22 protein-coding genes are annotated in these 15,662 nt (G+C 43.6%); 19 read left to right on the forward strand and 3 right to left on the reverse strand.

What is annotated here, in order from left to right:
• The first annotated feature begins 8 nt into the window (after window positions 1-8).
• From J1C91_RS03580 to J1C91_RS03665, 18 genes are all read left to right on the forward strand, one after another.
• The gene (locus tag J1C91_RS03580; RefSeq protein WP_125438192.1) at window positions 9-1,019 is read left to right on the forward strand and encodes a S41 family peptidase; all 1,011 of its coding nucleotides are present in this window, start codon (window positions 9-11) and stop codon (window positions 1,017-1,019) included.
• Window positions 1,020-1,082: 63 nt separating this feature from the next.
• Window positions 1,083-1,508 (forward strand): GNAT family N-acetyltransferase, encoded by a 426-nt coding sequence (locus J1C91_RS03585; protein WP_125438189.1) that lies wholly within the window; start codon window positions 1,083-1,085, stop codon window positions 1,506-1,508.
• Window positions 1,509-1,537: 29 nt separating this feature from the next.
• Window positions 1,538-2,500: a hypothetical protein gene (locus J1C91_RS03590; RefSeq protein WP_002909223.1), complete on the forward strand. Its 963-nt coding sequence runs from the start codon at window positions 1,538-1,540 to the stop codon at window positions 2,498-2,500.
• Window positions 2,490-2,954, forward strand: a complete 465-nt coding sequence (locus J1C91_RS03595) for a GNAT family N-acetyltransferase (protein ID WP_002909224.1) — start codon at window positions 2,490-2,492, stop codon at window positions 2,952-2,954. Before J1C91_RS03590 ends, J1C91_RS03595 begins: the two co-directional genes overlap by 11 nt.
• 129 nt (window positions 2,955-3,083) lie before the next feature.
• Window positions 3,084-3,320: a DUF2829 domain-containing protein gene (locus tag J1C91_RS03600; protein WP_002899859.1), complete on the forward strand. Its 237-nt coding sequence runs from the start codon at window positions 3,084-3,086 to the stop codon at window positions 3,318-3,320.
• On the forward strand, window positions 3,313-4,011 hold the full coding sequence (locus tag J1C91_RS03605; protein WP_002909225.1) for a 3-oxoacyl-ACP reductase: 699 nt from the start codon (window positions 3,313-3,315) through the stop codon (window positions 4,009-4,011). Before J1C91_RS03600 ends, J1C91_RS03605 begins: the two co-directional genes overlap by 8 nt.
• Window positions 4,012-4,206: 195 nt before the next feature.
• On the forward strand, window positions 4,207-5,001 hold the full coding sequence (locus tag J1C91_RS03610; RefSeq protein ID WP_366223325.1) for a glycerophosphodiester phosphodiesterase family protein: 795 nt from the start codon (window positions 4,207-4,209) through the stop codon (window positions 4,999-5,001).
• The gene (locus tag J1C91_RS03615; protein ID WP_048774299.1) at window positions 4,998-5,741 is read left to right on the forward strand and encodes a GNAT family N-acetyltransferase; all 744 of its coding nucleotides are present in this window, start codon (window positions 4,998-5,000) and stop codon (window positions 5,739-5,741) included. Before J1C91_RS03610 ends, J1C91_RS03615 begins: the two co-directional genes overlap by 4 nt.
• A complete protein-coding gene (locus J1C91_RS03620) occupies window positions 5,738-6,085 on the forward strand; it encodes a DUF7716 domain-containing protein (protein ID WP_125438183.1) in 348 nt (115 codons plus the stop codon). The genes J1C91_RS03615 and J1C91_RS03620 overlap by 4 nt, the downstream gene beginning before the upstream one ends.
• 50 nt (window positions 6,086-6,135) lie before the next feature.
• On the forward strand, window positions 6,136-6,585 hold the full coding sequence (locus J1C91_RS03625; protein WP_125382804.1) for an ASCH domain-containing protein: 450 nt from the start codon (window positions 6,136-6,138) through the stop codon (window positions 6,583-6,585).
• Between the two features lie 92 nt (window positions 6,586-6,677).
• Window positions 6,678-7,304 carry a PadR family transcriptional regulator gene (locus tag J1C91_RS03630; protein ID WP_125382802.1) on the forward strand — a complete coding sequence of 209 codons (627 nt, stop codon included), beginning with the start codon at window positions 6,678-6,680 and terminating at the stop codon, window positions 7,302-7,304.
• A 196-nt stretch (window positions 7,305-7,500) separates the two neighbouring features.
• Complete coding sequence (locus tag J1C91_RS03635) at window positions 7,501-8,295, forward strand: hypothetical protein (protein ID WP_125438180.1); 795 nt, start codon at window positions 7,501-7,503, stop codon at window positions 8,293-8,295.
• Between the two features lie 127 nt (window positions 8,296-8,422).
• Window positions 8,423-9,802: a bifunctional UDP-N-acetylglucosamine diphosphorylase/glucosamine-1-phosphate N-acetyltransferase GlmU gene (glmU, locus tag J1C91_RS03640; protein ID WP_125438177.1), complete on the forward strand. Its 1,380-nt coding sequence runs from the start codon at window positions 8,423-8,425 to the stop codon at window positions 9,800-9,802.
• An 8-nt stretch (window positions 9,803-9,810) separates the two neighbouring features.
• Window positions 9,811-10,362 carry an NUDIX hydrolase gene (locus J1C91_RS03645; protein WP_125410466.1) on the forward strand — a complete coding sequence of 184 codons (552 nt, stop codon included), beginning with the start codon at window positions 9,811-9,813 and terminating at the stop codon, window positions 10,360-10,362.
• A gap of 12 nt (window positions 10,363-10,374) precedes the next feature.
• On the forward strand, window positions 10,375-10,797 hold the full coding sequence (macP, locus tag J1C91_RS03650) for a cell wall synthase accessory phosphoprotein MacP (RefSeq protein ID WP_125382798.1): 423 nt from the start codon (window positions 10,375-10,377) through the stop codon (window positions 10,795-10,797).
• Window positions 10,798-10,873: 76 nt separating this feature from the next.
• Window positions 10,874-11,566 (forward strand): 5'-methylthioadenosine/adenosylhomocysteine nucleosidase, encoded by a 693-nt coding sequence (locus J1C91_RS03655; RefSeq protein WP_125382796.1) that lies wholly within the window; start codon window positions 10,874-10,876, stop codon window positions 11,564-11,566.
• 13 nt (window positions 11,567-11,579) lie between these two features.
• Complete coding sequence (locus tag J1C91_RS03660; protein ID WP_048774291.1) at window positions 11,580-11,888, forward strand: DUF898 family protein; 309 nt, start codon at window positions 11,580-11,582, stop codon at window positions 11,886-11,888.
• A gap of 111 nt (window positions 11,889-11,999) precedes the next feature.
• Window positions 12,000-13,541, forward strand: a complete 1,542-nt coding sequence (locus tag J1C91_RS03665; RefSeq protein WP_002909238.1) for an ABC-F family ATP-binding cassette domain-containing protein — start codon at window positions 12,000-12,002, stop codon at window positions 13,539-13,541.
• 54 nt (window positions 13,542-13,595) lie between these two features.
• Here J1C91_RS03665 and J1C91_RS03670 read toward each other — a convergent pair whose 3' ends face one another.
• From J1C91_RS03670 to J1C91_RS03680, 3 genes are read right to left on the reverse strand one after another with little or no spacing between them, the layout of a single operon-like run.
• A complete protein-coding gene (locus J1C91_RS03670; RefSeq protein ID WP_002897142.1) occupies window positions 13,596-13,832 on the reverse strand; it encodes a zinc-ribbon domain-containing protein in 237 nt (78 codons plus the stop codon).
• 35 nt (window positions 13,833-13,867) lie between these two features.
• Window positions 13,868-14,686 carry a peptidylprolyl isomerase gene (locus tag J1C91_RS03675; protein ID WP_002899874.1) on the reverse strand — a complete coding sequence of 273 codons (819 nt, stop codon included), beginning with the start codon at window positions 14,684-14,686 and terminating at the stop codon, window positions 13,868-13,870.
• Between the two features lie 54 nt (window positions 14,687-14,740).
• The gene (locus J1C91_RS03680; RefSeq protein WP_002909239.1) at window positions 14,741-15,160 is read right to left on the reverse strand and encodes an NUDIX hydrolase; all 420 of its coding nucleotides are present in this window, start codon (window positions 15,158-15,160) and stop codon (window positions 14,741-14,743) included.
• A gap of 222 nt (window positions 15,161-15,382) precedes the next feature.
• Here J1C91_RS03680 and J1C91_RS03685 point away from each other — a divergent pair, with 222 nt between their 5' ends.
• Complete coding sequence (locus J1C91_RS03685; protein WP_002897145.1) at window positions 15,383-15,565, forward strand: PspC domain-containing protein; 183 nt, start codon at window positions 15,383-15,385, stop codon at window positions 15,563-15,565.
• The last annotated feature ends 97 nt before the right edge of the window (window positions 15,566-15,662 follow it).

Genomic DNA, 15,662 nt, shown 5'->3' on the forward strand with positions numbered 1-15,662 from the left:
GTAGAGACATGGAAAACGTGTCTCTATTTTGCTATAATCAGCTCAGAAATCCTAACAAGAAAGGTTGTGCAATTATGAAAAAAGTCCTTTTAGGTTGCTTGGGAACAGTACTGGTTTTGCTTGCTCTTTTAATAGGTTTTCTGGCCTACTTTGGTCCAGACTATGGAATTTTTCTTTTTCCACCTAGTCCGCAGGACTACGCCCGCTCGGTTGTGAAAAAGCTTGATTTCGGTCTTTATACGGGCAAAGATTGGGAAAATGAGAAAAAGAAAGCCTTAGAGAAGCTTGGATCAGCCAAGACTTATCAAGATACCTATCCCGTCTTGGAAGAATTAACCAAAGAGGCTGGCGGAAAGCATTCTTATTTTTTAAGTCCACAGGATAATCCCGAAAATAGTCCAGAAAGCAAAAATCAGCCTGAAGTGCAGAATCGGGAGGGAATTCTCTATTTAAAAGTTCCTGCTTTCACTGGTGATGCACAGGCAACGAAGGCTTATGCCAAGAAACTGTCAGCAGCTCTTAAAAGGGATGACTATCAGGCGGTTCTTGTGGATCTGAGAGATAATACCGGCGGGAATATGTATCCGATGATTGCTGGACTGTCCTCTCTTCTGCCTGATGAAGACCTCTTCCAATTTGTTTATAAAAATGGGAGCAAGAGCGCGGTTTCTCGATTAGATATTCTTCAGCAGCTTGGTCTGGAGCAGACTGATGAGAAAGCAAAGAAAGTGCAAATAGCCGTCCTTATCAATGGGAAGACAGGCAGCTCAGGAGAAATGACTGTTTTAGCTTTTAAGGGACTGGAAAACGTCAAAATATTTGGTCAGCCAACGGCAAGCTATACTACGGGAAATAATTATTATCAACTGTATGATGGAGCGGTTTTGCTCTTGACTACCTCGAGTATCTTAGATCGCACGGGCAAGCTTTATGAGAATGAGGCAATTCAGCCAGATATCCAAACAGACCAGCCTTTAGAAGAGGCGGAGTCTTGGTTGAAGGGACAGATAGGAGAATAGTTCATTGAAAGCAGTCAAAGAGACTGCTTTTCTGCTATAATAAAGAGAAGAACGAGGTGACAGATGATTCGTAAAGTAAAACTAAGAGATGCTGCAGCCATTCAGCGACTCAATGATGAGTGTCTGGGCTACGATTTCGATAGGGAAGCGACGAAGGCTCAACTGAAAAAGTTACTAGAGAATGACCAGCATTTGATTTTGGTAGTTGAAGAAGACGGTCAGGTCATAGGCTACGCTCATGCTGCTAGCTACGACTGTCTCTATTTTCCGTCCTTGCTCAATCTCTTGGCTTTGGCCGTCGCTCAGGATTTTCAAGGGCAGGGACATGGCAGAGCGCTGATGCAAGCTTTGCGTGAAGAGGGAAAAGCAGCAGGCTACACAGGAATTCGGATTAATTCAGGCATTTCCCGCTCATCAGCCCATGAATTTTACCACAGCCTTGGTTGCAGTGAAAAAGCAGACCAGAAACGATTTTATTGGGAATTTTAGAGAATTTAAGGAGAAAAAAATAGACGGTCATGAGAAAAAAGAAGATAGTGTATGTTTTATTGAGTATTCTTTTGTTGGGAGCTTTAGGTCTGCTCACCTTATGGGTTATTAGAATAAATACTAAAGTTTATGTCAATAGACAAGAAACAAAATTCAAAAGCATTCAGCTTTTCGATAATAATAAGTTTGTATTGGTTGCTGTAGGGGAGAAAGATAATTATGGTCATATTTACTATGGACAAAATTATGTTTCAACCATAGCTGTCCATTCACTTGATGTAAAATCAGGTCAAGAATCTCCGCCAATTGAAAAAGATGAATTTTATAAAATCATTAGCTATGATTTAAACAGTACTGAGCTAGATAAAAAGGAAATAGATTTATATTCTTTTATTAATCCCTCTGAGGGATATCGTAATGACGAAGTGCTGACTGACTACTATGGGAACGGGAAAGATTATTTTTCTAGAGAATTAAGGAGTTATCAAAATCATAGTTATAGTGAGAAAGAATTTTGGTTTGATGTAGAGAAAGAAAAACTAAGTACGGAAGATATAGAGGCGAAAATAATTTCTACGATAAAAGATGATCCATATAGAAATGAAGTGAGTTTTCTTCCAGGTGGTCTTTCTGATAGTCTGGAAAATCAGCTAGCTAAGCACCATCTTTGGGAAAGTGATGGAGCTATTATGCCAGATGATTATCATTATCGAAATAAAATTGATATTTCTGATACCAATTTTGCTCAGCTATATCCAGAAGTAGCTAAGAATATGAAGGATATGACTCAACTTTATTTCCGGCCTGAGCAGTATAATCAGAAAGAATGGTTTGACAACCTTTTGCATTGGTTTGCACCTAAGGGACAGGATGTTATGGAGGTGTATGCGACAGATTCTGCAACAGGTGAGAAAACACAAATTAAATCATTTGATGATTATTTGGCATGGCGAGAAGCCCACCCTGAGGAGGTGAAAAAATATGAGCAATAAAATTGAACCACTAACCCAGCAGCATGCTTTAGAAATTGCCAATGATTGGCACTATGAGGCGCCTTATGATTTTTATGATATGAAAAATGACCTGGAGGATTATGAAGAAATGGTTTCTCCTGAAGCGCGTGGGGACCGTTATTATCAAGTTATGCGCGATGGGGAACTCTATGGATTTTTCTGCTTGGAGCAGAAAGGAGAGCGCACTTTGGAGCTTGGTTTGGGGATGAAGCCGGTGCACTGTGGAAAAGGTCAGGGCGCTGCATTTCTGCAGGGAATTCTGGACTTTATCATGGAAAAATTTGCGCCCCGAGTCATAATTCTATCCGTGGCTGACTTCAATCACCGAGCCCAGCAGCTTTATCTCAACATGGGCTTTGAAGTGGTGAGGCGCATTCCGCAGGAAAGCAATGGTGATATTCATCTCTTTGTGGAGATGGAGAAAAACACCTAATTTTAGACTTTGTTGCAAAGCAACAGAAAAACTTGTTGACAGTCAAGAAAAAGTCGTCCAATATACTTATGACTGCTGGTGGCTAGCAGGGAATTTGTCAAAGATTACCAATAAACAAAGGAGAAAACCATGACATTTGAAGAAATTTTACCGGGCCTTAAGGCCAAGAAAAAATATGTGCGTACAGGCTGGGGTGGGGCAGAGAACTACGTCCAGCTCTTTGACACGATTGAGCAGAATGGAGTGGCTCTTGAAGTGACACCTTATTTCCTTATCAATGTTTCTGGTGAGGGGGAGGGCTTCTCCATGTGGAGTCCGACTCCTTGTGATGTCCTCGCGACAGATTGGGTGGAAGTAGATGACTAAGACGGTGCTGGTGACGGGAGCTAGCTCTGGCATCGGCCGAGCTCAGGCTCTGACCTTTTTGGAAAATGGCTATCGGGTTTACGGGGTGGACAAGGATGAAAACCCTGGCTTTCTCAATGAGCTTCGTTTTGTCAAGATGGATTTGACAGGTGATTTGACACCACTCTTCACTAGCTTTCCTGAGGTGGACATTCTCTGTAATACAGCAGGTATCTTGGACGATTATCGTCCCCTGCACGAGACCAGCGATGAGGACTGGGAACAGATTTTTGCCCTTAATCTGACCGCGACTATGAAAATCACTCGCTTTTACTTGCAGAAAATGCTAGAGAAAAAGTCTGGTATCATCATTAATATGTGCTCGATTGCTAGTTTTCTGGCTGGCGGTGGTGGTTCTGCCTATACAGCCTCTAAGCATGCTCTGGCTGGCCTGACCAAGCAGATAGCCTTGGACTATGCGGATAAAAATATCCAAGTCTTTGGCTTGGCGCCAGGCGCTGTCAAGACAAACATGACTGCCGCAGATTTTGAGCCAGGCGGACTGGCAGACTGGGTTGCTGAGGAAACGCCGATCAAGCGCTGGCTGGACCCTCAGGAAGTAGCTGATGTTAGTCTCTTTCTAGCCAGTGGTAAGGCAGCTGCTATGCAGGGCGAGATTATCAAAATAGACGGTGGCTGGAGTTTGAAGTAAGGAAATAAAATGTTTAAATGGTAAAAACGCAAGAAGATTTATCTGTTTTGTCTAGCCCTGCTATTTCTTATCTGGTTAAACAATACAAGCCTCTTTTCTAATAAAGATGGGAAAGAATATAAAATCCTAGCCCATCGAGGACTCGCACAGACCTTTGATGAGTCTAAAGCGGACTGGGACAGCAATACGGCAGCCATGATTGACCCTCCTACACATCCCTATCTTGAGAACACCATTTCTTCAATGCAGGCGGCTTTTGACCTGGGAGCAGATGCAGTGGAGTTTGATGTGAAATTGTCCAAAGACCAGCAACTGGCAGTCTTTCATGATGCAACTCTGAAATTCAAGACTGGCATTGAGGGAGAAATTCAGGACTATACGATGGCTGAGCTCAAAAAGATGGATATCGGTTACGGTTATACGGCTGATGGCGGAAAAACCTATCCTTTTAGAGGAAAAGGAGTCGGCCAGATGCCCACAATAGATGAGGTTTTTGAGGCCTTTCCAGACAAGGAGTTTGTGATTGAGGTCAAAGACGGGAAATTAGAAACCTATAAAGTCTTGTGGGAAAAGCTAAAAACGCTCTCGCCCAAAAGGTTAAACAAACTCAGTGTTTGTGGGGCAAGCGAGGAAGGCGTTCATTGGTTGCGCAGTCAGAGCAGCAGTCTCAAGCTCTTGTCCAAAAATCGCATGCTTAATGCTCTTATCCAATATGAATTATTGGGCTTTACGGGCTATATCCCTGAGGAAATGAAAAATGCAGAGCTGCGCATTACTTTGAAATATGCCAAATTCTTATGGGGTTGGCCAAACAAATTTATGGAAAGAATGGAAGCAGTCAATACACGGGTTGAGCTAACAGCTGGCGGCAGCGATTTATCAGAAGGTTTCGATCATATCCATAGTCTAAAAGATATTCCCGAAGGCTTTGACGGCTATATCTGGACGAATAAAATCAATGAACTGCATCTGAAAGAAGATAAAGAATGAAGGCAAAGAATACTTTTTTCCAATCCTGGACTAAAAATATGGTACTTTACGGTTTGGATGCTAGTCTAGGGCAGTTCTTTATGAATGCGCCTGAGACATCCTGCCTTTACCAACTAGGAAATTTCATCTTTCCGTCTGGTCAGGTGGATCCGAATTTGTGGCAGGAATTTAGCAAAAAATATAGTTTAGCTGACAAGGTCATTATCTCCGAGGAGTCCAGCTGGCAAGAGTTTCTGGATGGTCAGAGTGAGCTGGGCCAGTTTACTCGCTATGCTTTTGCGGACAAGGTTGCCTTTGACACAGATGCTTTGGAGAAATGGCAGCGCAGGCTACCAGCAAACTACCATCTTTGTCCGATTGATGAGGAGAGTTATGAGCGTTTGGCTGAGGAAGCCTGGTCTCAAGATTTGCAGGGTGATTTTTCCGGTTTTGACCATTTTCAAGCGGCGGGTGGCTTTGGCTTTTTACTTTATTCAGGAGAGGACATCATCGCTGGCGTATCGACAGGATTGGTCTATCATGGAGCTTTTGAGATTGAAATTGCTACCAAGCCAGCCTACCAAAGGCAGGGCTTGGCCAAAATCTTGGGTGCCCAGATGATTTTAGAAGCCCAAAAACACTCACTCTTTCCTCTCTGGGATGCGCACAATGAAGCTTCCAAGAAGGTTGCAGAAAGCTTGGGCTATCAGTGTCTAGGCGCTTATCCGGCCTATGAATGGAAAGGGACTTTTGACCAATGAAGAAAAACCAAACCTATGACTTAAAAGATATCATTGAGGCTGTAAAATCGGAAGAGCTAGATGATGATTTCTGTTTGTATGCTAAGGAAAATGGGGAACTGAATTTTCAGGACAGATACTTGCTTGCTGATTATCCTCAAGTGGTGGGTAATAGGGATGTTTACCCTAGACAAGTAAGCGAGCAAGAGCTGGATCTGATTTATTACGGTGAAGATTTTGCGGATGTTCTCTTGTCAGTCATGGAGCAGAAAGCAGAAGTGACTGATCAAGAGTGTTTACAGGCTCTGATTTACTATTATGAGCATGATGACTTTATGGATTTTGATAAAGATACAGTTTTGTAGGAAGATTTTTTATAAACAATAATTATCATTTTAGAAAGACAGGAGAAGTGATGACCCCAAAAGAAATGTGGCAGGCATACAAGAAAATCAATCCAAAGATTGGCGACGATATTGACGCCTGGGCCTTCGGTGACTTGGCAGATGAGCTTGCTGACTTAGTGCTGCGTGGTGAAAAGACAGCGACGGCTTCTGCCTATGAGCTCTATAAGCTTGAAAATGAGCCCTTGCCGCAGGCAGGAAGCTTTGATGTCATTTTAGACAGTCAGGACAAGGCAGTCTGTATCATTGAAATCACCAAAGTCTCTGTGGTACCTTTTAATGAGGTTTCAGCCGAACACGCCTTTAAGGAAGGAGAAGGAGACAAATCCTTGGCCTACTGGCAACAAGTCCATCAGGAATTTTTTACGGAGTGTCTGGCGGAAGCCGGTTTGGAATTTTCGCAAGAAACGGGTGTCGTCCTAGAAGAATTTCGCAAGGCCTATCCGCTGGATCAAGCTTAAGTCTATTTTTGAATAGGCTTTTTGTTTGCCCTTGATAAATCGAAATAAAAGTGTTGCTATTAGGTATATAAAAATCGTGATTTGGAGGAGAAATGGATAAATTAATTTTAGGCTTACTCATGATAAAGCGTTTTACAGTTTATGAAATTCGTCAGGTGATGCGGCAAAATTTCAGCTCTATGTGCAGTGACAGTCTAGGTAGTATCCAAGCAGCCTTAAAAAAACTGTCCCAGCAAGGAGCAGTGACTTATTCGGAGTATGTAGAAAAAGGAAAAATGAAGAAGGAATATGCCATTACTGCTTCGGGACGAATCTTGTTTTTGGGGTGGCTTAAAACGCCTATCGACATGAGCAAGAATAAGAATATGGACTTGGGGAAATTCCTCTTTATGGGTTATCTTCCTAAGAAAGAGCAGCTTCAGATGCTGGATTTGACCATTGAGGGACTGGAAGTTGAAGTCCAAGAGTTTGAAGCTGTCAAAGACGCGATTCGTTTTACGGAGGAACAAGAAAAGGTAAAAGCCTATCTAGAGCAGAACAGCCATCTGGCTACAGAGCTGATAGAGACCAGTCAGGCGGCTGATTTAGCTGAAAGTATTTCCCAGATTGGTTATTTTGAAATAAAGACGCTCGAATTTGGGCTGGATTCGGCCCGCTTTCAGTTGGAATGGTTTAGCAAGCTTCGCCAGCAGTTGGCTAAAAATGAGAAAGAGGGCTGAGATACTAAGTATTCAAAAAGCAGCGGCTACTTGACTTGTAGATACATTTGGCAATGGCTTTGAGAGTTTGAAAAACAAATTAGCCTTTCTTCCGCTACAGTCTTCAAAGACCGTTTCTGAAAAAGATTGAAAATAGCTCTAAAAAAGCTTATAATATAAGCTATAAAACGACAGAAGGCTTCTAGGAGGATTGATTTTGAAGAAGGTTCATTTTTTTATCATTTACGGCTGTGTCTGCTTTGTACTGATTGGCGGAACCTTTCTCTATACTTACTTTAAGCCTGGAGGAATCGCAGAAGCTCTTGAATCCCGCTTTAAGCTGTCTGCTGTAGTGGATGCATCCTTGAAAAAATTCGATCATGATAGTTTTTACATGGATCGGCTGTCTGAGTCGACTTATCTAGAAGGCTACAAAAAAAGAAAAGCCAAGACGGTTAAACAGCTGACTGTTTCAGATTCACCTTATTTAGCCAAGCTTTATGAAACCTATGATGATCAAGAACTGACCCATTATTTCAGTGAGGATCGGATGTACTTGGAAGAAAAGGATGGATTTGAGACCATTGATGACACCGACTCCCGGAAACATATTGATGGCTATTCGGGCATGTCCTCTTTTAAGGCTTTGCTGCAGGTCATGGTAGATAATGAGTCAGAACTAACTAAGAAAAAAGTGGAAGGCGGCTATGAGTTTTCGGTGACAGCAGAAGGTGATTTGGCCTATGACCTTATCGATGCCTTCTACTATGCTTATAATGATGAGCATTATGATACGACCATCGACATTGAGAAGTGTAAGGTTGCCTTTGTGGTTGACCCTAAGACTCGGACCATCCGCTCTATTGATATGACTATGGATTTGGACGAAGATACAGCTTTAGATGGAGAATTAATTTACTTCAAGCAGCGGGCAGTCTTCAAGGACTATGGCAAGGCGAAAGTCCATCTTCCAAAGAAAATCAAAGAAAAAGAAGCAAAATCAGCTGTTTAAAGGCTGATTTTTTTGTGCAAAAGTTTTTTTGTTGCAGATTTTTATGGGGATGGCTTGATTTTAAATTTTTAAAAATTACCTTTTAGTGATATAATAAAGGTGATATCCTACAGAAAAGAGATAATTGATGACAAATTACGCGATTATTTTGGCTGCGGGTAAGGGTACTCGCATGAAGTCAGATTTACCAAAGGTACTGCACAAGGTTGCAGGGATTTCCATGCTGGAACATGTATTCCGCAGTGTCAATGCCATTAATCCAGAGAAGACCGTGACAGTTGTTGGGCACAAGGCAGAGCTAGTCGAGCAAGTCTTAGCAGGTCAGACAGACTTTGTCCGTCAGACGGAGCAACTGGGAACGGGCCATGCCGTTATGATGGCAGAGCCTGTTTTGGAAAATCTGACAGGTCAGACGCTGGTCATTGCTGGCGACACTCCTTTGATTACAGGAGAAAGCCTGAAAAATCTGATTGACTTTCATATCAACCACAAGAACGTTGCGACTATCCTAACAGCAGAAGCAGATAATCCTTTCGGCTACGGCCGTATCGTTCGTAATCAGCACGACGAAGTTTTGAAAATTGTTGAGCAGAAGGATGCTTCTGACTTTGAGCAGCAGATCAAGGAAATCAATACGGGGACTTATGTCTTTGACAATGCCCGTCTCTTTGAAGCCCTCAAAAACATCAATACCAATAATGCTCAAGGCGAATACTATATTACAGATGTGATTGGCATTTTCCGCGAGAATGGTGAAAAAGTCGGCGCTTATACGCTCAAAGACTTTGATGAGAGTCTGGGGGTTAATGACCGAGTAGCTTTGGCTACAGCTGAGAGTGTAATGCGCCGTCGGATTAACCAGCAGCATATGGTCAACGGTGTCAGCTTTGTCAATCCAGACGCGACCTATATCGATGTGGATGTGGAAATTGCGCCTGAAGTTCAAGTTGAAGCAAATGTGACCCTGAAAGGTCAGACCAAGATTGGGGCAGAGACTATCCTGACTAATGGTACCTACATCGTGGACTCTGTCATTGGAGAACGTACCGTTATCACCAACTCCATGATTGAAGAATCAAGTGTTGCAGATGGAGTGACGGTCGGGCCTTACGCTCATATCCGTCCAGGTTCTAGTCTGGCTAAGGATGTCCATGTCGGCAACTTTGTTGAAGTTAAAGGATCGTCAATCGGAGAAAATACCAAGGCTGGTCATTTGACCTATATTGGAAATTCTGAAGTCGGTGCTAATGTCAACTTTGGTGCGGGTACGATTACGGTCAATTATGATGGTCAGAAGAAGTACAAGACTATCATTGGTGACAATGTCTTTGTTGGTTCTAACTCGACCATTATTGCCCCAGTTGAGCTGGGTGACAACTCACTGGTCGGTGCGGGTTCTACCATCACGAAGGATGTACCAGCAGATGCCATTGCTCTGGGACGTGGCCGTCAGATTAACAAGGAAGATTATGCTAAGCGTCTTCCTCATCACCCTCAAAATAAGTAGGTTTAATCATGGAATTTGAAGAAAAAACCGTCCAACGGACGGAGATTTATCAGGGACCGATTTTTAAAGTGGTTCAGGACCAGGTAGAGCTGCCAGAGGGCAAGGGTCAAGCCCAAAGGGATTTGATTTTTCATAATGGGGCGGTGGCTGTAATTGCTATCACCCCAGAAAATAAGATGATTTTAGTCAAGCAGTACCGCAAGGCAATTGAAGCGACTTCTTACGAGATTCCAGCTGGGAAACTTGAGCTAGGAGAGAATGCAGATCCCCAAGCGGCTGCCCTCCGAGAATTAGAAGAAGAGACCGGCTACACAGGACAGCTGGAGTTGATCTATGATTTCTACTCTGCAATCGGTTTTTGCAATGAGAAAATTAAGCTCTACAGCGCCAGTCATTTGACAAAGGTCGAAAACCCTCGTCCCCAAGACGAGGATGAAACATTGGAACTTTTTGAAGTCAGTCTGGAGGAGGCACATCAGTTGCTGCAAAACGGTGACATCTGCGATGCCAAGACCATCATGGCCCTTCAGTACTGGCAACAAAAAAATCTGAATAAATAGGAACGTAGATCAATGGGAAAAGCTTTATTAACAGATGAAATCATTGAGCGGGCCAACCGCGGTGAGGATATTTCGGGGCCGCCTTTCATGGATGACGAGGAAACCAAGATTCTTTCAACAGGCAGAAGCTCCTTTAGCTCGCAGCAGTCTAGCCGACAGGATACTCAGTTTGGCTATCAAAGCCCTCAAAACCGCTTTGGTTATGAAGAAACTCGGTCTCAGCAGAATCAGAGTCGTTTTAGCTATCAGACTGCTCAAAACCAAGAGGAGTTTACGGATGAGACTCTGCACATTGAGGTTGATCCGACCGTGACTAAGAGCCGTCGGATTGAAAACCAAAAGCGGAGCCTCTTTCAAGCCAAACTCAATAAGATTCTCCTTTGGGTAGTTATCCTGCTGATTGGTTTGATTGCTGCTATTATTTGGTGGCCTTAAAAACCTGCTCTATTGCACTTAAAAGGAAGCCTAGCCTGTCTAAGCTTCTTTTTCATCAGATGATTTGAGGTATTATATGAAAATTGGAATTATCGCAGCCATGCCTGAGGAGTTGAAGATTCTGCTGGAGCATTTAGAAAACCCGCAGAAGCACCTGCGTTTGGGGCATGTCTATCATACGGGCTCCATCGGCTACCATGAAGTGGTGTTGGTCGAAAGCGGGATTGGCAAGGTTATGTCCGCTATGAGTGTGGCTGTTCTGGTCAATGATTTCAAGGTTACAGCTGTGATTAATACAGGCTCAGCTGGAGCAGTGGCAGAAGGTTTGGCTATCGGTGATGTGGTGGTCGCAGATCGTCTGGTCTACCATGATGTGGACGTAACGGCCTTTGGCTATGACTACGGTCAGATGGCACGGCAGCCGCTCTATTTTGAAGCAAGCCGCTATCTGGTTGCTGAAATGAAGAAAATTTTGGATAAGACCAATCAAAAGGCAAAGGTAGGTTTGATTGCGACAGGTGATAGCTTTGTTGCAGGTCAAGACAAGATTGATCGCATCAAGGAGCATTTTCCAGATGTCTTGGCTGTCGAGATGGAAGGCGCAGCTATTGCTCAAGCTACACATTCGATTGGTCTGCCTTTTATGGTTATTCGGGCAATGAGCGACACAGCTCGCCATGATGCCAATGTCACTTTTGATGAATTCATTCTTGAAGCTGGTAAACGCTCTGCAGAAACCCTGATTCAATTTCTGAAAGAGTTGGTTTAAAGGGGGAGATAGTATGTACAAAGAGTCTTATTTTGATGGTGGTCTCTTTTCCTACATCGGTCATGTGATTTTGGCTACCTTGATTACCGTTTTTACACTGGGAATTTGTGCACCTTGGGGCATGTGTGTTCTGTATAATTGGAAGATAAAACATACAGTTATTGACGGACACCGTCTTTACTTTGACGGTACTGCCATGCAGCTTTTTGGAAATTGGATCAAGTGGTGGCTCCTGACCATTGTTACCTTTGGTATTTATGGCTTTTGGCTGAAGATCAAACTGACCCAGTGGATTACCAAGCATACGCATCATGCGAATTGAGAACAAACAAGCGAGACTTAAGTGGCTCGCTTTTACTTTTCTTCTGTCTTGCCAAAAAATCCCTTTTGATGGTATAATCAAGGAACTGCAATCAATGATAGAGGAGAAAAAATGAGTATCTTAGAAGTAAAAAATCTCAGCCACGGTTTCGGAGACCGGGCTATTTTTGAGGATGTATCCTTCCGCCTGCTCAAGGGTGAGCATATCGGTCTGGTCGGTGCCAATGGCGAGGGAAAGTCAACCTTTATGAGCATTGTGACGGGTAAAATGCTGCCAGACGAAGGTAAGGTCGAATGGTCCAAGTATGTGACGGCTGGCTATCTGGACCAGCATGCTGTTTTGGAGCAAGGCCAGTCTGTCCGCGATGTCTTGCGCACGGCCTTTGACGAGCTTTTCAAGACAGAGGCTCGTATCAATGAAATCTATATGAGCATGGCTGAGGAAGGGGCCGATGTTGATGCCCTGATGGAAGAAGTGGGCGAGCTGCAGGACCGCTTGGAGAGCCGAGATTTCTATACCCTAGATGCTAAGATTGACGAGGTCGCACGGGCACTAGGTGTCATGGACTACGGTATGGAGAGTGATGTGACGGAGCTATCTGGTGGGCAGCGGACTAAGGTTCTCTTAGCTAAGCTGCTTCTGGAAAAACCGGATATCCTGCTCTTGGACGAGCCAACAAACTATTTAGATGCTGAGCACATTGATTGGCTCAAGCGTTACTTACAGAACTATGAAAATGCCTTTGTTCTAATCTCGCATGATATTCCTTTCTTGAATGACGTGATTAATATCGTCTACCATGTGGAAAATCAGCACTTGACCCGCTATTCTGGCGACTACTATCAGTTCCAGGAAGTCTATGAGATGAAAAAATCTCAGCTGGAAGCGGCCTATGAGCGTCAACAGAAAGAAATTGCGGACCTTAAGGACTTTGTAGCTCGTAATAAAGCCCGTGTGGCAACTCGTAATATGGCCATGTCCCGCCAGAAAAAGCTGGATAAGATGGATATTATTGAGCTACAAAGTGAGAAGCCAAAGCCTACCTTTGACTTCAAGACTGCCCGGACACCTGGTCGCTTTATCTTCCAAGCCAAGGATTTGCAGATTGGTTACGACCGACCGCTAACCCAGCCACTTAACCTGACCTTTGAGCGCAATCAGAAGGTGGCTATCATCGGGGCAAATGGGATTGGGAAAACGACCCTGCTCAAGAGTTTGCTAGGGATTATCCCGCCTATCGCAGGTCAAGTCGAGCGTGGGGACTATCTAGAGCTGGGTTATTTCGAGCAGGAAGTCGAAGGCGGCAATCGTCAGACACCGCTGGAAGCAGTCTGGAACGCCTTTCCGGCTCTTAATCAGGCGGAAGTCCGAGCGGCTCTGGCCAGATGTGGTCTGACTTCCAAGCACATCGAGAGCCAGATCCAGGTCCTTTCAGGTGGAGAGCAGGCCAAGGTTCGCCTTTGCCTCCTCATGAACCGAGAAAATAATGTTCTGGTGCTGGACGAGCCGACTAATCACCTGGATGTAGATGCCAAGGAGGAACTCAAACGGGCGCTGAAAGAATACAAGGGCAGTATCCTCATGGTCTGTCACGAGCCTGATTTCTACGAAGGCTGGATGGATCAGATCTGGGATTTTAACCAGTTGACTTGATAAAATTTAATAAAAGAAAAGAGACGGTTCATTGAGAATCGTCTCTTTCTGCTGCTAATAATTCAAAAACTGCTCGATTTCCTGCTTTTCAATCTGTTTGCCATGCTGGCAGACAGGGCAGGTGAGGTAATGTTTTCTACCGTAAGGAAAGGTTGGAATCCAATAGAGTGTAAACTTTCGGCCGGTTTCAATAATGTCCCAAGGTGCGACGTTGTGGCAGTTGGCACACTCGATATTGCTTTGGGTCTGTCCTACGTTTTTCTGATAACCTTTATATCCCCAGATAATCATATTGATTTCCCTGCTTTATTGGTTGGGCAGCAAGCTTATTTGCTGAAGTCATAGTCCTTGATAATCTCGATTTTTTCAATCTTGATATCTTTTTTAGGCTTGTCGTTGTCGTCTGTTTCTGCGGCAGCGATTTTGTCCACCACATCCATACCTTCCAGCACTTGGCCGAATACGGTATAAGCTCCGCCATCTAAAGTAGGATTTCCACCGTTTTTATAGGCTTCGATGATTTTAGCTGGGAAAGAATCCGTAGACATTTGGCTAGACAGGTCTTTCTTGCTTTGGTTGATAAAGAACTGACTGCCATTGGTATCAGGGCCTGCATTGGCCATGGATAGGGCGCCTCGAATATTATAGAGATATGGAGAATACTCATTTTTAAAGCCGTTTCCAGAGTCTTTAGACTTGTCTTTGCCCTTCCAGATAGACTCGCCTCCAGTGCCATTGCCTTTAGGGTCTCCGGTCTGAATCATGAATTCATTGATAACACGGTGGAATAAAACGCCATCATAGTAGCCTTCCTTGGCATGGGTCAGGAAGTTTTCGACAGCCAGTGGAGCTTGTTTTGGAAAGAGCTTGATGCGGATATCGCCTTCAGTCGTTACCAACTTGACTTCTGCCTCATCTTCAGCAACTTCTGTAGATAGCTGCGGGAAGTTGGCATTTTCGTTGGTCATGGCATCCTTGAATTGCTCACGGAGTTTGCTGGTTTCCTCTGGGTCAGAGCTAGAGCTCACTAGCGAAGAACTGCTGGATGAGTTGGAGGAGCTAGTAGTCTCCTCTTTCTTACCTTTACCAGAGCAGCCAGCCAAGACAAGTCCTGATAAGAGGCTGATAAGAAGAATTTTTTTCATATAAAACCTTTCTCACATTAGATTGTAAACTACTGATATTTTACTACAATTAGGCTAGTTTTTCAAACCCTCCTGTGTCAGACAATCCAGGAGCAGATTTTTAAGTCCTGCTGGCCGTAAGTTTAGTCCGAAAATTGCTTCTATGTCTAGCCATTCAGGTTGATAGATATTCTGGGCATGACTGCGAAGGGCTTCCTCGCCCTGAATCATTGGGGCTGATGTATGGCTGATAGTGGCACGAAAATAGATTTCTAAGCGGTGGCCATTTCTGAAAGTAAAGGCTGTCTGCAGCTGCTTTTTAGACAAGTTCCAACCCAGCTCTTCCTGAATTTCTCTCTGAGCTGCTTGGACTGCAGTCTCACCTGACTCGGCTCCGCCGCCCGGTATCACAAAATACTCTTCTCCATTTTTCCAGCGGTGGATGAGCAGTATTTGCTTGGTTTGGGGATTGAAAAGAATGACTCCGGCTCGCATTATTTTCCTCCTGAAATTTTTTACTGTTAATTAGAATTTCTCTCTATTCTACCACAAGAACAAGAGTTTTGCTGGGACTTGTTAAAAGTAAGGTAGAGTGAACAAATTCATCTTGATGTAATTAAATTTTATCTGAAGAGAGGGTTCAATAGCAGGCGAACTTGTGCATTGAGAGATGTTATGGTAAAATAAACAGTGTAAAAATAATAAGGAGTGTTTTCCATGGAGAAAAGACTGACAAGAGATGTCAACAACAAAAAAATCGCTGGTGTATGTGCTGGTATCGCAAACTACTTTGATTTAGATCCAACCTTGGTCCGTATTCTTTGTATTGTTTTTTGCTGTGCAGCAGGTACAGGTGTCTTGGCTTACTTGATTGCCTGGGCGGTTATGCCAGAGGCTTAATAAGAATTTTGTGATAGTGAAATGAGAACTGGTTAGTCCAGTTCTTTTTGCGTGGATAAATAAGTTTTTTGTTTTTGATCTAGATAAAAGATTTCTC

Source organism: Streptococcus sanguinis (genome assembly GCF_050222175.1).
GTDB classification, from domain to species: domain Bacteria; phylum Bacillota; class Bacilli; order Lactobacillales; family Streptococcaceae; genus Streptococcus; species Streptococcus sanguinis_M.

Excerpts from the sequence above, each read along its gene's own strand:
- J1C91_RS03580 (WP_125438192.1), top strand. The coding sequence starts at position 9 with ATGGAAAACGTGTCTCTATTTTGCTATAATCAGCTCAGAAATCCTAAC.
- J1C91_RS03585 (WP_125438189.1), top strand. The coding sequence starts at position 1,083 with ATGATTCGTAAAGTAAAACTAAGAGATGCTGCAGCCATTCAGCGACTC.
- J1C91_RS03590 (WP_002909223.1), top strand. The coding sequence starts at position 1,538 with ATGAGAAAAAAGAAGATAGTGTATGTTTTATTGAGTATTCTTTTGTTG.
- J1C91_RS03595 (WP_002909224.1), top strand. The coding sequence starts at position 2,490 with ATGAGCAATAAAATTGAACCACTAACCCAGCAGCATGCTTTAGAAATT.
- J1C91_RS03600 (WP_002899859.1), top strand. The coding sequence starts at position 3,084 with ATGACATTTGAAGAAATTTTACCGGGCCTTAAGGCCAAGAAAAAATAT.
- J1C91_RS03605 (WP_002909225.1), top strand. The coding sequence starts at position 3,313 with ATGACTAAGACGGTGCTGGTGACGGGAGCTAGCTCTGGCATCGGCCGA.
- J1C91_RS03610 (WP_366223325.1), top strand. The coding sequence starts at position 4,207 with ATGATTGACCCTCCTACACATCCCTATCTTGAGAACACCATTTCTTCA.
- J1C91_RS03615 (WP_048774299.1), top strand. The coding sequence starts at position 4,998 with ATGAAGGCAAAGAATACTTTTTTCCAATCCTGGACTAAAAATATGGTA.
- J1C91_RS03620 (WP_125438183.1), top strand. The coding sequence starts at position 5,738 with ATGAAGAAAAACCAAACCTATGACTTAAAAGATATCATTGAGGCTGTA.
- J1C91_RS03625 (WP_125382804.1), top strand. The coding sequence starts at position 6,136 with ATGACCCCAAAAGAAATGTGGCAGGCATACAAGAAAATCAATCCAAAG.
- J1C91_RS03630 (WP_125382802.1), top strand. The coding sequence starts at position 6,678 with ATGGATAAATTAATTTTAGGCTTACTCATGATAAAGCGTTTTACAGTT.
- glmU (WP_125438177.1), top strand. The coding sequence starts at position 8,423 with ATGACAAATTACGCGATTATTTTGGCTGCGGGTAAGGGTACTCGCATG.
- J1C91_RS03645 (WP_125410466.1), top strand. The coding sequence starts at position 9,811 with ATGGAATTTGAAGAAAAAACCGTCCAACGGACGGAGATTTATCAGGGA.
- macP (WP_125382798.1), top strand. The coding sequence starts at position 10,375 with ATGGGAAAAGCTTTATTAACAGATGAAATCATTGAGCGGGCCAACCGC.
- J1C91_RS03655 (WP_125382796.1), top strand. The coding sequence starts at position 10,874 with ATGAAAATTGGAATTATCGCAGCCATGCCTGAGGAGTTGAAGATTCTG.
- J1C91_RS03660 (WP_048774291.1), top strand. The coding sequence starts at position 11,580 with ATGTACAAAGAGTCTTATTTTGATGGTGGTCTCTTTTCCTACATCGGT.
- J1C91_RS03665 (WP_002909238.1), top strand. The coding sequence starts at position 12,000 with ATGAGTATCTTAGAAGTAAAAAATCTCAGCCACGGTTTCGGAGACCGG.
- J1C91_RS03670 (WP_002897142.1), bottom strand. The coding sequence starts at position 13,832 with ATGATTATCTGGGGATATAAAGGTTATCAGAAAAACGTAGGACAGACC.
- J1C91_RS03675 (WP_002899874.1), bottom strand. The coding sequence starts at position 14,686 with ATGAAAAAAATTCTTCTTATCAGCCTCTTATCAGGACTTGTCTTGGCT.
- J1C91_RS03680 (WP_002909239.1), bottom strand. The coding sequence starts at position 15,160 with ATGCGAGCCGGAGTCATTCTTTTCAATCCCCAAACCAAGCAAATACTG.
- J1C91_RS03685 (WP_002897145.1), top strand. The coding sequence starts at position 15,383 with ATGGAGAAAAGACTGACAAGAGATGTCAACAACAAAAAAATCGCTGGT.